The 13,899-nt window shown below is 39.2% G+C and carries 12 protein-coding genes; 4 read left to right on the top strand and 8 right to left on the bottom strand.

Annotation, left to right across the window (positions count from 1 at the left end; translation table 11 throughout):
* Window positions 1-4 precede the first annotated feature (4 nt).
* Complete coding sequence (locus tag AOLE_RS17420) at window positions 5-682, bottom strand: DUF1345 domain-containing protein (protein ID WP_013199034.1); 678 nt, start codon at window positions 680-682, stop codon at window positions 5-7.
* Window positions 683-948: 266 nt separating this feature from the next.
* Window positions 949-1,854: a DNA-binding transcriptional regulator HcaR gene (gene hcaR, locus AOLE_RS17415; RefSeq protein ID WP_004794873.1), complete on the bottom strand. Its 906-nt coding sequence runs from the start codon at window positions 1,852-1,854 to the stop codon at window positions 949-951.
* Between the two features lie 657 nt (window positions 1,855-2,511).
* On the opposite strand from hcaR, the gene AOLE_RS17410 reads away from it, so the two are divergent.
* A complete protein-coding gene (locus AOLE_RS17410) occupies window positions 2,512-3,564 on the top strand; it encodes an MBL fold metallo-hydrolase (RefSeq protein ID WP_005302032.1) in 1,053 nt (350 codons plus the stop codon).
* Between the two features lie 71 nt (window positions 3,565-3,635).
* On the opposite strand, the gene katG is transcribed toward AOLE_RS17410, so the two are convergent.
* The 3 genes from katG to AOLE_RS17395 all read right to left on the bottom strand — a co-directional run bounded on the left by katG (window position 3,636) and on the right by AOLE_RS17395 (window position 9,173).
* Window positions 3,636-5,792 carry a catalase/peroxidase HPI gene (gene katG, locus AOLE_RS17405; protein ID WP_013199033.1) on the bottom strand — a complete coding sequence of 719 codons (2,157 nt, stop codon included), beginning with the start codon at window positions 5,790-5,792 and terminating at the stop codon, window positions 3,636-3,638.
* A 515-nt stretch (window positions 5,793-6,307) separates the two neighbouring features.
* The gene (ptsP, locus tag AOLE_RS17400; protein WP_004794867.1) at window positions 6,308-8,602 is read right to left on the bottom strand and encodes a phosphoenolpyruvate--protein phosphotransferase; all 2,295 of its coding nucleotides are present in this window, start codon (window positions 8,600-8,602) and stop codon (window positions 6,308-6,310) included.
* A gap of 85 nt (window positions 8,603-8,687) precedes the next feature.
* Window positions 8,688-9,173, bottom strand: coding sequence for an RNA pyrophosphohydrolase (locus AOLE_RS17395; RefSeq protein WP_004794866.1), 486 nt, complete (start codon window positions 9,171-9,173; stop codon window positions 8,688-8,690).
* A 182-nt stretch (window positions 9,174-9,355) separates the two neighbouring features.
* Between AOLE_RS17395 and AOLE_RS17390 the strand changes: the two genes are divergently transcribed.
* Complete coding sequence (locus tag AOLE_RS17390) at window positions 9,356-10,006, top strand: HAD family hydrolase (RefSeq protein ID WP_013199032.1); 651 nt, start codon at window positions 9,356-9,358, stop codon at window positions 10,004-10,006.
* Window positions 10,007-10,060: 54 nt separating this feature from the next.
* Here AOLE_RS17390 and AOLE_RS17385 read toward each other — a convergent pair whose 3' ends face one another.
* Complete coding sequence (locus tag AOLE_RS17385) at window positions 10,061-10,657, bottom strand: hypothetical protein (RefSeq protein ID WP_013199031.1); 597 nt, start codon at window positions 10,655-10,657, stop codon at window positions 10,061-10,063.
* Window positions 10,658-10,752: 95 nt separating this feature from the next.
* Here AOLE_RS17385 and AOLE_RS17380 point away from each other — a divergent pair, with 95 nt between their 5' ends.
* Entirely contained in the window at window positions 10,753-10,989 is a 237-nt protein-coding gene (locus tag AOLE_RS17380) for a hypothetical protein (protein WP_013199030.1), read from the top strand.
* A gap of 12 nt (window positions 10,990-11,001) precedes the next feature.
* Here AOLE_RS17380 and AOLE_RS17375 read toward each other — a convergent pair whose 3' ends face one another.
* Together AOLE_RS17375 and AOLE_RS17370 are read right to left on the bottom strand one after the other, a co-directional pair.
* Window positions 11,002-11,862 (bottom strand): LysR family transcriptional regulator, encoded by an 861-nt coding sequence (locus AOLE_RS17375; RefSeq protein ID WP_013199029.1) that lies wholly within the window; start codon window positions 11,860-11,862, stop codon window positions 11,002-11,004.
* A gap of 115 nt (window positions 11,863-11,977) precedes the next feature.
* Window positions 11,978-12,232 carry a DUF2061 domain-containing protein gene (locus AOLE_RS17370; RefSeq protein WP_171056858.1) on the bottom strand — a complete coding sequence of 85 codons (255 nt, stop codon included), beginning with the start codon at window positions 12,230-12,232 and terminating at the stop codon, window positions 11,978-11,980.
* Between the two features lie 237 nt (window positions 12,233-12,469).
* On the opposite strand from AOLE_RS17370, the gene leuC reads away from it, so the two are divergent.
* The gene (gene leuC / locus AOLE_RS17365) at window positions 12,470-13,888 is read left to right on the top strand and encodes a 3-isopropylmalate dehydratase large subunit (RefSeq protein WP_004794861.1); all 1,419 of its coding nucleotides are present in this window, start codon (window positions 12,470-12,472) and stop codon (window positions 13,886-13,888) included.
* Window positions 13,889-13,899: the final 11 nt, after the last annotated feature.

Here is a 13,899-nt window from a genome sequence, read left to right as displayed (position 1 = left end):
AGTTTTAGTTGGTAAGAAAGCCAGCAGCAACGTTAATACAGATCGCTAAAATGGTGGTATTAAACCCAAAAGACAAAACCGCGTGAAATAAGTTTAAAAGACGCATGTGTTTGGTGGTAATCGAAACATCGGCAGTTTGGGCAGAAGTCCCAATAATATAACTAAAATATAGAAAATCAGGATAAGTGGGCTGTTTTGTTCCCGGAAAATCTAGACCACCATTTTCTTCATTCCTCGATAAAGCCATATAAAAATCATGGGCATAATGTAGGGCAAAAACGGTATGCATAAAAAGCCATGCAGAAATAATCGTGAGTAAAGCTAAAGCCACATGGCCTAACTTTGCAGAATGATCAGAAGGAAGCTGTGAGAGCTGTATTAAAATAGCAACTAGGCACATGGTTAAAGCCAATAAAACAATCAGCATAATGACCCATTTGCTTTCATCTTGTTTTTTAGCTTGCTGCTGCATTTGTGAATGATCAGCACTTTTCATGAGCTGCCAAACATGTAGTAAATATATACTAATCGAAGTATTCCAGCTGACTAATAAAATAGTTGACCATTTCCATGAGGTGAACCATGTCAGAATACCTGCTGTAATAAATCCTATAAATAAAGCAATAAAGAAATGAGGGCGGTTTAGTACACTACGTCCAAGGTGTTGAAATACTGCAACCATTTTCCTAATCTCCTTTTACTAAATGGTAAATATATTGTTTTTTATTAAATGGTGAAAATAATATCCAGTTTTATATAGATTTTATTCCAAGACTTTAAATTGTATTTAAGAGATATTTACTTTAATCGAGTAGGTAAAATAGAACAAAAGCGCGAGCTAAACTGTTTATAAAAAGTATAAAATAAATAAAAAATATTATTTACTTATACCTTTTATAAAGGTGTCCTTATTAATCATAGGCTTAAAATAAAATATAGCTTCTCTGATTAGGTGTGAGTTAAGTTCTTATCTAGATGAAATACTTTAGTGAGTTGATCAATAAATTTTTGGACGCCTAAAGACTGTGAGTTTCTACGGTAATTTACGAATAAATCCAATGTCGGTAACTCGACATCAAGAGGGCGGACTACTGTATTTTTGATGCCTAAAGGTGCAACGTAAGCAGGTAAAATTGTACAACCTAATCCAGAGCCAAGAGAGTTAATATTAAACAACATGCTGTCTGCTTTTTGAACAATATTGAGGTCAATATTATGAGTTTTGGCAAAATCTAAAATTGTGTTATGTAATGTTTGTGACTGCTCAGCAGCAGGAATAATAAAGTCAACGCCCTGTAAAGCATGGACGGGAATTCGTTCATATTGAGTAAGTGGGTGATTTTTAGGAAGTAAAAAAATCAAGGGTTCAGTCAAAACAAATTGGCTTTGGATCTCATCACTATCTGTATTTTCTCGAGTAAAAGTAATGTCTAACTCACCTTTTTTTAAGGATTTAAGTTGTTCAGTATTGTTTAGATTAGATAGTTCAATGATGAGATCGGGGTGTTGTAATCGCAGATTAGGAAGAACGTAAGGAAAAATTTTCATTTCTGCAATGGGAACAAAACCGATACGGAGCAGTTGCTGTTTAGCCTTAGAAACCTGTCGTGCCAGAGCAACTGCTTTTTCAGCTTGAGCAAGGGTCAGGCGAGCATGTTCTAAAAAGACTTCACCTTCTTCGGTTAATTCAACTTTACGTTTAGTGCGATTTAAAAGTCGTACACCAACATCTTCTTCTAAATCTTTAATCTGTTGGCTAAGGGAGGGTTGTGCGGTAAAAAGTTTAAGGGCGGCTTTACTAAAATTTAATTCTTCAGCAACGGTAATGAAATATCGGAGATGGCGTAGTTCCATAAGACTAATCCAAAAAATGTCTTACTATGATTTATGTGAAGTATAAAGCATAAAGGGATATAGCGTGAAGGTGATTTAGGTATTTATAAAATAAATGGAATTTTCATTTTCATTAAACATTTAATATATAAATCTAAGTTCAAGTAATTCATAAAATATATTAATTAGGGTCGTTTAAATACATTATTTTTACTTAATCAAAGAAATATTTAAATGTTTTAAATATTAGTATAGGTGATTCTCATATTATGCAAAAATGAAGAAATATAAAATAATATTATAAAATATAAATTCTTTAAGAATGAATTGGCTTTAAGTGTTACTAAATATTTTGTTCTGTAATCTGGCAAAACATTTGAAGTGGGAAAAGTAGAGCTTACTAAGGCAAAACCAAGTAACTCCCCCCTAATTTCACGTGACTAATTATTGTTATGTTATACAAGCACTCTTAATAAGAATGGTAATTATCGACGCATAAACCCAACACATCTATGTATTTTTTATGGCAATCTAATTCAACTTATGTTGGCTATGACCACAATAAAAGGGATATTTATATGATAAATAAGTGTAAGTGCCATAGCTTAATTTGTTTTAATTGTTAAGATAGAAACCTGAACACATCCATTCTGCCGATGCTAAAACATAGAAAAGCCCATGAAAGACAAGCCGACATTAACATATCAATTGCCGACTCAGTCCTGTTGGACGCATACATGGATAAAACCTCCTTTTTATCATCCCGAGTCAGGGCGTGAATCTGATACACGTTTTTATAACCAACAGCCTAAATCACCGGCTAGAGGCTCAAAAGAGCTATTACGTTGGTTAGTTACACGTGAGTCTTTTACATGGAAAGTTGATATTCAAAATGAATACGATACTCGTGTAAATACGGCTGTGGCCTTGCCTCAAAATCGTCCTCAGGCGGATTTAGATGATTGGCAAGTTTGGTTTGTTGGACATGCAACGGTATTGATTCAGATTGGGCCTTATAACTTTATTACCGATCCCGTATGGTGTGATTATGCAAGCCCTTCACAGGGTCGTGGACCTCGCCGTGTGTGTCCGGCAGGTTTTGCATTAGAGCAATTGCCGACGATTCATGGTGTTCTACTCAGCCATAATCATTATGATCATATGGATTTGGCTACGCTTGAATGGCTACATAAAAAATTCGCAATGCCGATTTATACTGGACTCGGGAATGGCTTTTACCTACCCAAAGAGTTTCATGTGATTGAGATGGATTGGTGGCAAGAAATTCCCTATCACGAACTAAGAATAATCTATACACCTGCACAGCATGGCTCTGGTCGTGGCCTACGTGACCAGAATAAAGCACTCTGGGGCGGCTTTTCGGTTGTAGCGAAAACAGGGCATTGTTTCTTTGCTGGTGATACGGGTTATGCGGGGCATTTTAAGCAAATCCATGCTCGTTATGGTGCACCACGTGTTGCTTTACTTCCGATCGGAGCTTATGAACCTCGCAAGTTAATGAGTTATGTTCATATGAACCCTCAAGATGCTGTACATGCACATTTAGATTTGCAAGCTCATCGTTCTGTTGCGATTCATTATCGAACTTTCCAGTTGACCGACGAAGACCGAGAAGATCCTGAACATGCGCTAGCTCAAGCAATTAAAGCTTCATCGAAACTTGCGAATCCTTTTTATTGCATTCGAGAAGGACATAAATTGACTGTATAAAATTACATCATTTTATATTTAATTAAAAAAGCCAGTTCAATTTGAACTGGCTTTTTTAACTTTGACTTAAATTAAGCTAAGTCAAAACGATCAAGATTCGTGACTTTAGTCCATGCCGCTACAAAGTCTTGAACAAATTTTTCTTTACCATCGGCCTGAGCATAAACTTCTACCAGTGCACGTAAGATTGAGTTTGAACCGAATACTAAATCATTACGCGTTGCAGTAAATTTTACAGTGCCTGTTTTACGGTCTTTGCCTTCAAATACTTCACTTGTTGAATCAACAGGTGCCCATACAGTAGACATGTCGAGTAAGTTCGTGAAGAAGTCTGTGCTGAGTACGCCAACCTGCTGAGTGAATACGCCGTGTTGCGAACCATCCCAGTTAGTGCCTAGAACACGTAAACCACCAACCAATGCAGTTAACTCTGGTGCAGTTAAAGTCAGTTGCTGTGCTTTATCAATTAATAAAGCTTCTGTTGCTGCATTGACACCCTCTTTTTTCCAGTTTCTAAAACCATCGGCAAGGCCGCGGAGCAATTGGAAAGATTCGACATCAGTTTGACTTTGTAATGCATCAACACGACCAGAGGCAAATGGAACGCTAATGTTGAAACCTGCCGCTTGAGCAGCTTGCTCTACACCAACGTTACCTGCTAACACAATGAGATCAGCCAATGACAGTTGAGTTGAGGCTTTGATTTCTTCAATTTTAGTTAAAGTTTCAACAGCTTTTTGGTTTACTTCCCAATCACGTTGCGGTGATAAGGCAATACGTGCGCCGTTTGCTCCGCCACGCTTGTCTCCACCACGGAAAGTTGACGCTGAAGCCCAACCAAGAGAAACCAACTCGCCAGCAGATAGCCCTAGTGCAACAATTTTTGCTTTTGCATCAGCAATGCTGGCAGCCGATGGTGCAGCGCTAGCAGCAGGTAATGGATCTTGCCAAATTAAATCTTCAGCTGGAACTTCAGGACCTAGATAACGTGCTTTTGGTCCCATATCGCGGTGAGTTAATTTGAACCATGCACGGGCAAAAGCATTGGCGAAAGCTTGTGGATCGTTAAGGAAGCGGCGAGAGATTTTTTCAAACTCAGGATCAAAACGTAAGGTCAAATCTGTAGTCAGCATTGTTGGCTTACGTTTAATTGATGGATCGAATGGATCAGGAATGATCGCTTCAGCATCTGCTGCTACCCATTGAATTGCGCCAGCAGGTGAGCGTTCTTGTACCCACTCATATTTGAATAGGTTTTCAAAGAAGTAATTGCTCCATTGTGTTGGCGTTTGTGACCAAATGACTTCTAAGCCAGAAGTGATCGCGTCTTTACCAACGCCTGTACCAAAGCTATTTGACCAGCCAAAGCCCATCTGTTCAATTGGGGCACCTTCAGGATCAGCCTGAACATGATCAGCAGAGGCAGCCCCGTGGGTTTTACCTAAAGTATGACCACCTGCAATTAATGCAACAATTTCTTCGTCATCCATTGCCATGTTGCCGAAAGTCGCACGAATAAATGGTGCAGCCGATTTTGGATCACCACTGGCTTGTGGACCCTCAGGGTTTACATAAATTAGACCCATTTCGGTTGCAGCGAGATTGCTGCCTTCCAATGCTTCAGAGTTTCGATGAGCTAACCATTCTTTTTCATCGCCCCAGTTTACATCGTTGTCTGGTTCCCAAACGTCTTCACGACCCGCACCAAAACCAAATGTACGGAAGCCAGAAGACTCAAGCGCAATGTTACCGGCAAGAATAAATAAATCTGCCCACGATATTTTTTGACCGTATTTTTGTTTAACTGGCCATAGCAAACGGCGTGCTTTATCTAAGCTCGCATTGTCAGGCCAACTATTTAATGGCGCAAAACGTTGCTGACCGCGACCAGCACCACCACGGCCATCGCCCATACGATATGTACCGGCAGCATGCCATGCTAATCGAATAAATAAGCCTGTATAATTTCCCCAATCGGCTGGCCACCAATCTTGAGAATCGGTTAATACATTTTTGATATCAGCTTTGAGGGTGTAGTAGTCGAGTTTTTTAAATTCTTGACGGTAATTAAATTCTTTACCGAGTGGATTAGAGCGTTCTGAATGTTGGTTGAGTAGGTCGACGCGTAGTTGTTTTGGCCACCAGTGTAAACTAGGCGTGCCACCACCGACCGTTACCTCTGGTTTTGATTTATGGCCTGAAAAAGGGCATTTTGATTCGTCTGACATGGTTATATTCTCTCTGGGTAATAATTATTGAGCTCTTGATAAAGTAGTAGGGCTCATTTTCCTGGACTTCTGGTTTAAAAACTCATGTTTATTAAATAAGGAAATGAGTGAACACATGGTGAGAGAAACCGTTTCAAAATTCTTTTCACTAAGATGTTGGCTCATTATTTTTTATTTAATAATGCATCAGATTCCTTTAATTGTTATCCCTCCAATTTACTGCATGGAGGTTAAAAAATAAAAGGAAAAATAAGATGAAACCTGTAAATAACGATGCATAGAATTACCTCTTCAATTGCTGAACAACTTAAGATCTTTTAATAACGCTCTTTAAATATAGTAGAAGTAGAGGTCTTATTTTTCAAATGGATTAAATTGTCAATATTGATTTAAAAAACCGATTAAAGTTTGGTTTAAAAAGCTGGTTATTAGCGAGAGTGAAAAGAAATTTTTATATTTATTTTTTAGCTTATTTGAAAGAAAAAAGGAGAGCATGGCTCTCCTTTTTTTAAATATTAAACATTTACGATTCGATTTGATTTGACCATGTCGGCTAGGCCGTGAGTTTTAAAATAGTACTCAAGCCAGCTTTTCACAATGAGTGGGTTATTCATTTTCATAACATCATCAAGTAATTTTTGTGCATCTGTCATAGGTACATGACAAATTGCTTTTCGTACTCGCAAAATATTACTTGAACTCATCGAAAGGGTATTAAAGCCCATCGCCATAAGTAAAATTGCCGATAATGGATCACCTGCCATTTCACCACAAATGCTGATTGGTTTTTTGTGATCATGGCATTCTTTAACCAAGCGAGATAAAGCACGTAAAATGGATGGGTGGAAATGCGAGTAAACGTTTGCCACATGTGGATTATTACGATCAACCGCGAGTAAGTATTGGGTTAAGTCGTTTGAACCGACTGAGAAGAAATCGACGAGTTCAGCAAACTCATCAATTTGTAGTAATACGCTTGGCACCTCAACCATAATTCCAATTTTAGGCTTGGTAATTTTAACTTGCTCTTCTTCTTGCACCGCAATCCAGTCACGCTCAAGTAAATAAAGTACTTCTTCTACCTCACTTACTGTAGTGACCATTGGCAATAAAATATGCAAATTATTTAGACCAATACTGGCTTTGAGCATGGCGCGAATTTGAGACGAGAAAATCTCAGGATGATCAAGCGTAAAACGAATACCACGCCAGCCTAATGCCGAGTTTTCTTCTTCGATACTGAAGTAAGGCAAGTCTTTATCGGCACCAATATCGAGAGTTCGCATCACCACAGGTTTGTTGGCGAAGTGGCTTAATTGTTGACGATAAATGGCACGTTGTTCTTCTTCACCCGGGAAGCGTTCCCGTAACATGAATGGAATTTCGCTTCGGTATAGACCCACACCTTGCGCGCCACGTTGTACTCCGCGGACGACATCAATCATGAGACCTGTATTCACATAAAGCTGAACAGATACACCATCTGGCGTAATCGCTTCTTTGGTCTCGTATTGTTTGAGATCTTTTGCGATCTGTTCATCTTCTTTTTGAATTTCTTTATAACGTTGGCGTAAACGACGTGGAGGATTAACAAAAACACGGCCCTGATAGGCATCCACGATCATTTCTGCATCATCAAGTGTGTTAACAGGCAGTTCAGTTACGCCAACTACGGTTGGAATGCCTAATGCACGGGCCACAATCACCATATGTGAATTTGCTGCACCTTCTGATGTCACAATAGCTGCAATGTTATCTACCGGTAATTCCACGAGCGCAGCAGTACTAATTTCTTCACCAATTAAAATACTGTCTGGGCTCAGTTCACGGTGGCTAGAATCTTCTTCTTGCAACGAAGCTAAAATACGTCGGCCTAAATCTTTAAGATCGGAAACTCGCTCACGAAGATAGTCGTCTTCCATTTGTGCAAATAGGGCAGTATGTTTTTCAATGACACGGCGTACTGCACCTTGTGCCCAATGCCCGTCACGAATAAGTTCTTTAATTTCGGCTGGTAATGCATTTTCATCTAGCATTCTTAAGAAAACACTAAATAAAGCGCGTTCTTCTGCCATTAATGAATCATGCATTTTTTCATCTAAAGAACGAATCTCTGAACGAACTGATGAAATGGCTTGATCTAGAAGTCGAAGTTCATGACTAATATCTTCTGCTTCACGGTCAGGTACTGAAGCTAAATCGGCAGGTGGATATAAAATAATAGCGCGACCTAAAGCAACACCGCCTGCACCTGAAGCACCTTGAAAGGTTTTATAGGCAGGGCCATTACTTGGTTTACGAAATACGTCAATATTACCCACTGCATGAGCGTGAGCAATAACCCCAGAAAGCTGAGCACACAGAGTGACTAAAAATGACTCGGCTGCTTCGCTAAAATCTTGAGGAAGTTTGTTTTGTACAACCAAAACGCCCATAACCTTACGGCGATACATGACAGGTACGCCAAGGAATGAGTTATAAATTTCTTCGCCCGTTTCCGGCAAATACAAGAAACGCTCATGTTTTGGCGCGTTGTCAAGGTTAACAATTTCTTCACGTTGTCCAACCAGACCGACCAAGCCTTCACCGAGTTGCAGTGAAACATGGCCCACAGATTCTGGATTTAAGCCTTTAGAGGCCATCAAAACATAGCGCTGGTTGCGTTCATCGAGTAAATAAATAGAGCAAACATCCACTTTCATGGCTTCAGCAACCTGATTGACCATGATGTCTAACGATTCATGCAAACTGACGGACGCATTAACCTCTTGGACAATGCGCCGTAAAGTGTCGAGTTGCATGTTTGACATGGATGTATACTCCAGTATTTTTTTAGACTATGAATGTATTTATAACAGCACTTTTAATAAAAATCATTTGCTAGATAAATGATTTTTAGGGTAATTGTTGCATCGGCAACTGTGTACACAACTCCACCATGGCTTTACGATAAACATCACGCTTGAAGTTCACCACTTGTCCAAGGGGATACCAATAGCTAACCCACTGCCATTCATCGAATTCGGGTGGGTCGGAGAGGTTTAACTGAATATTTTTTGCATGTGCAGTTAATTTCAGTAAAAACCATTTTTGTTTCTGTCCGATACATACGGGGTCAGAGTCTGACCGAATGTACCGATGTGGCAAACGATAACGCAGCCATCCTTTGGTTTGCGCAATAATCTGGACATGTTCGGGCAATAAGCCGATTTCTTCTCTCAGTTCTCGAAAAAGTGCCTGTTCAGGAGTTTCTCCAAACTGAATGCCTCCTTGTGGAAATTGCCAAGCATTGTGACCAATGCGCTTTGCCCATAAAACCTGTCCATCATCGTTTGCCAAAATGATCCCGACATTCGGTCGGAAACCTTCTGAGTCGATCATTTGGCTACCTAAATATTGTCTATATCATTGACTTTAATCGCGGGGACAAACACTTTTTTATGTCCAGCTCGAAAAGATCAAAGTAAAATGTTTAAATTGCTACGATCTTAACGAATTTCTATCGACTAGCGGAGATAGATTTACATTTTTTTTCTTAAATTTCAGTTTAAACGAGAATTTTCATGAAACTGGCGTTGTTTGATTTAGACCATACCTTGTTAAATACCGATTCAGACCACTCGTGGGGTGAATTTTTAGTCAATGAAGGTTTGGTTGATCCGGTTCATCATCGTCAGATGAATGATAAATTTTATGAAGATTACAAAGCAGGACAACTTGACCCATATGCTTATAATGAATTTGTCTTTGGATTTTTAACAAAGCACGACAATAATTATTTAACTGAACTTCATCAGTTGTTCATGCAAAAAGTGATTCGCCCACAAATGCGTCCTAAGGGTTTTGATGCAATCAAAAAACATCAGGACTTAGGTCATACAATTGTCGGAATTACGGCAACAAGTGATTTTATTACTGCACCAATTTTCCGTGAATTTGGAATTACAGAAATTTTGGCAACCAATGCCGAAGTGGCTGACGGCAAATATACTGGTAAAGTTGCGGGCTTGGCATGTTATCAAAAAGGTAAACTTGCACGTCTTGATGACTGGTTAGCTGGGCGCAGCGTCTCTGAGTCTTGGGCGTATTCAGATTCAATCAATGACCGTTTTTTACTTGAATATGCAACCCATGCGGTTGCGGTAAATCCTGATGATCGTCTAGAAAAGTTAGCTCAAGAGCACAACTGGGAAATTCAGGACTGGTCGATTTAATTGAAAGGCGTGAGCTTCTTGGAAAAAATAAGTTTTTAGAAGCTCTTTAATAAATTACTTAACTTTCTCTGTAGTATGCCAAATATTTGGGTCAGGGTTTTGTTGATGCCAAAGCTTAAATTGAGTCCGCCATTGTTGAAAGGGTGCAGTTAACGTAGGGCGTGGGTCATCACTTAAACTATAAGCCATGCCTTCTACTAGCCATTTGGGTTTAGTCAGCATTGCTATATTTCCCCATTCTTCGGCTTGACGGTGATGAATAAGCTCATGGGTGATGTAGAAATCTTTCCAGCCACGCGGTGCAACCAATAATCCCAAATTACCAACAGCTTTAGCGGCTGCTTTTTCCATACCAAAGGTATTTGCACATTGTGGAGTTGAGCAAAAAACCATAGTGGGTTGTTGATGAAAAGCACCTACTTTATCTTGGGTCTCTTTTAATGCCTGATTATAAAGTATCTTTGCAAGAGGCTCTGTCTTTGGATCATCTACACATATCTGACCATCACACTGTAACAATGACAGGTGATGGGCGAAAACAACACGTATCGGTTTAAACCAAATAAATGTAACTAGAATTAAGACAGCTAAAGTTATGAAGCCGTATAAACCGATTTTAATTATCTTTGAATATTGATTCTTCACGATCATGAATCTTAAGTGAAAAGTATAATGATAGTAGAGAAAAGGATATATATTTACAGTATCATTTCTAATCAATATATAACTTTATTAATTAAAATAGCATGGCTAAAGACAAGCGCACTAAAAATGAAAGTAGTAGTGGTTTCTTTCAAGAGTTTATAGATCAGCTCATTACCGCTATTTTTGGTGAATTACTTATTTATATCATTGCTTTACTGTTTATGAGTGCATTTGGCGGAATTATTTTCGCTGCTATATGTTTCAGTTGGGGCGTTCTGTTTTTGCTGCTGCCTTTTGCTGTTTTAATTTATATTCTTTTTAAAAAATATAGTCGTTAATTCAATTACTCCTTATTCCTGCATCATTTTAATGAGTTCTTGCATAGCTCTAGATTGAGTACGTGCAGGATGCCACACCATGCCTAATTGGCGATTCATTTCTACATCTAAATCAAGTTGCTGCATATCTTGATTCAGTAGAGTTTTTGGTAGTACTGACCAACCTAAACCAATCGACACCAACATGCGAATAGACTCAAGAGGGTTATTACTCATGGTGATTTTTGGTTTAAGTCCTTGTTTTTCAAACTCGGCTAATGTGATTTGAGCTGTGTAAGTTTGTGCAGCGGGCAATAGGCTTGGATATTCAATTAAATCTTGTAAGGTCAGATGCTCTTTTTGTGCAAGTGGGTGAAATGGCGCAGCAACAAAAACTAAAGGATCATTCCAGATTGTAATGTAGTTAAGGCGCTCATCACCTGAAGGCGGAAGTGTTAAGAATGCTAACTCTAAATCACCAGCAAGTACTTGTTCATGAGCTTGTTCTGAATCAACAAAATGCACATCTAAAGTAACCTGCGGAAATTGTTGAACAAAGTGTTTAAGTGGGGACGGTAAATGATGCAAGCCAATATGGTGACTAGTACCGACTTTTAAGCGGCCTTGTATCTGAGTTTGTTCATGGCTAAGCGTATGGTGAATATCCCCAAGCTCATTTAACCAGTTTTTAACCTTTGGTAATAATGAATGTGCAGCATGGGTTGCCTGTACACCTCGGCCTGCGGACTCAAATAGTTTTACACCAAAATATTCTTCTAAGCTGTGAATCCGTTTGGTAACAGCAGGTTGAGTAATAAATAATTGATCTGCTGCCACAGAGATAGACCCTGTTTCCATAACTTTTACAAAAGCTTCAAAGGCTGCAAGATTCATAATACAACTCAACTTGGAATAGAAAAATCGAGGGGCTAAAGTTGCCGAGCCAAAATCGTATCATGCTTGCAGCAAAACGAGTTAGAAAGTTGTGAATTACCGCACTAATCTTAGCCTAAGCCGTTGTTTCTTTTTCGGCTAAGGCTGATACGCGGCGATCTTTAGCTGCCCAAACTTTTTCATGGAAGAAAAAAGCAAATGCTTGTACGGTTGGTTCGAGCATGCTTAGGGTTAAAGCCATCCAGATATTACCTGTTACAAAGTATGCAACTATCATTGCTACACTAATATGCATAATGTAATAGCTGAAGGTTTTCTTTAAGGTACGTTGATTATTTATAACGAATTTTTGGATATTAGCCATGATCATTCTCTTTAGCCACTTTAGATATTTTTAGTATAGAGATGAGAGTATAAGATTAAAAATTGATTATGCAAATGATAATCATTAACAAAAACGATTTATTAAATTTACGATACCTCAAAGGAATTATAATTTATTCCAAAAAGTTTTCTAATTTATAAAAATGATAAATTAGATTTATGTGAAACTCTGGCTATAATCGAAGAAAGATTAGAATTACCCAGTCCAATGGAGCAAGACGACATGGCAGGCAAAACTTTATATGACAAATTGTGGGATGACCACGTTGTTTCACAGCGTGATGATGGCTCATGTTTACTTTATATTGACCGTCATTTATTGCATGAAGTGACTAGTCCACAAGCATTTGAAGGTTTGCAACTTGCAGGTCGTCAACCATGGCGTTTAAGTGCAAACGTTGCTACACCGGACCATAACGTTCCAACGTCTAAAAAAGAACGTGACCAAGGTATCGCAGGTATTGAAGATGATACGTCTCGTATTCAAGTTCAAACCTTAGATGACAACTGTAAAGCTTTTAATATTGTTGAATTCAGCATTAATGATATCCGTCAGGGTATTGTGCATGTGGTTGGTCCTGAACAGGGCTTAACTTTACCCGGCATGACAGTCGTATGTGGTGATTCACATACAGCTACTCACGGTGCTTTCGGTTGCTTGGCGCATGGTATTGGGACATCTGAAGTTGAACATGTGTTAGCAACACAATGTTTGATCCAGAAAAAATCTAAAAACATGTTAGTACGTGTAGATGGCGTATTAGGCAAAGGTGTAACACCAAAAGATGTTGTGTTGGCAATCATTGCTAAAATTGGTACTGCTGGTGGTACAGGCTATGCAATTGAATTCGGTGGTCAAGTTTTCCGTGATATGTCGATCGAAGGGCGTATGACGGTATGTAACATGGCGATTGAAGCTGGTGCTCGTGTTGGTATGGTTGCAGTTGATGACAAAACTGTTGAATACGTGAAAGGCCGTAGCTACGCACCAAAAGGCGAGCAATGGGAACAAGCAGTTGCTTACTGGGACACTTTGCATTCAGATGAAGATGCAGTGTTTGATGCAGTTGTTGAATTAAATGGCGCAGAGATCGAGCCACAAGTGTCTTGGGGAACTTCACCTGAGATGGTTATTCCTGTGACAGAAGCTGTGCCAACTTTAGAACAAGCGAAAGATGACGTTCAACGCAATGACTGGACGCGTGCTTATCAATATATGGGTTTAAATGCAGGTCAAGCATTAGCTGATATTCAACTTGATCGTGTCTTTATCGGTTCTTGCACTAACTCTCGTATTGAAGATATTCGTGCTGCGGCTGAAGTGGTTAAAGGCCGTAAAGTAGCCTCTAGCATTAAGCAAGCCATGATTGTTCCGGGTTCAGGTTTAGTTAAACAACAGGCAGAAAAAGAAGGCTTGGATAAAATCTTCTTGGAAGCTGGTTTTGAATGGCGTGAACCGGGTTGTTCAATGTGTTTAGCAATGAATGCAGATAAGTTACAACCGGGTGAACACTGTGCATCGACGTCTAACCGTAATTTCGAAGGTCGTCAAGGCAATGGTGGTCGCACTCACTTGGTGAGCCCAGCAATGGCGGCAGCGGCTGCAATCGCAGGTCATTTTGTTGATGTTCGTTCATTTTAATTCGGTCTGGA

Source organism: Acinetobacter oleivorans DR1 (genome assembly GCF_000196795.1).
GTDB lineage: Bacteria > Pseudomonadota > Gammaproteobacteria > Pseudomonadales > Moraxellaceae > Acinetobacter > Acinetobacter oleivorans.
This window is presented reverse-complemented; position numbering and strand designations above follow the sequence as displayed.

Coding starts and splice junctions, on each gene's coding strand:
- AOLE_RS17420 (WP_013199034.1), bottom strand. CDS start 682: ATGGTTGCAGTATTTCAACACCTTGGACGTAGTGTACTAAACCGCCCT.
- hcaR (WP_004794873.1), bottom strand. CDS start 1,854: ATGGAACTACGCCATCTCCGATATTTCATTACCGTTGCTGAAGAATTA.
- AOLE_RS17410 (WP_005302032.1), top strand. CDS start 2,512: ATGAAAGACAAGCCGACATTAACATATCAATTGCCGACTCAGTCCTGT.
- katG (WP_013199033.1), bottom strand. CDS start 5,792: ATGTCAGACGAATCAAAATGCCCTTTTTCAGGCCATAAATCAAAACCA.
- ptsP (WP_004794867.1), bottom strand. CDS start 8,602: ATGTCAAACATGCAACTCGACACTTTACGGCGCATTGTCCAAGAGGTT.
- AOLE_RS17395 (WP_004794866.1), bottom strand. CDS start 9,173: ATGATCGACTCAGAAGGTTTCCGACCGAATGTCGGGATCATTTTGGCA.
- AOLE_RS17390 (WP_013199032.1), top strand. CDS start 9,356: ATGAAACTGGCGTTGTTTGATTTAGACCATACCTTGTTAAATACCGAT.
- AOLE_RS17385 (WP_013199031.1), bottom strand. CDS start 10,657: ATGATCGTGAAGAATCAATATTCAAAGATAATTAAAATCGGTTTATAC.
- AOLE_RS17380 (WP_013199030.1), top strand. CDS start 10,753: ATGGCTAAAGACAAGCGCACTAAAAATGAAAGTAGTAGTGGTTTCTTT.
- AOLE_RS17375 (WP_013199029.1), bottom strand. CDS start 11,862: ATGAATCTTGCAGCCTTTGAAGCTTTTGTAAAAGTTATGGAAACAGGG.
- AOLE_RS17370 (WP_171056858.1), bottom strand. CDS start 12,232: ATGATCATGGCTAATATCCAAAAATTCGTTATAAATAATCAACGTACC.
- leuC (WP_004794861.1), top strand. CDS start 12,470: ATGGCAGGCAAAACTTTATATGACAAATTGTGGGATGACCACGTTGTT.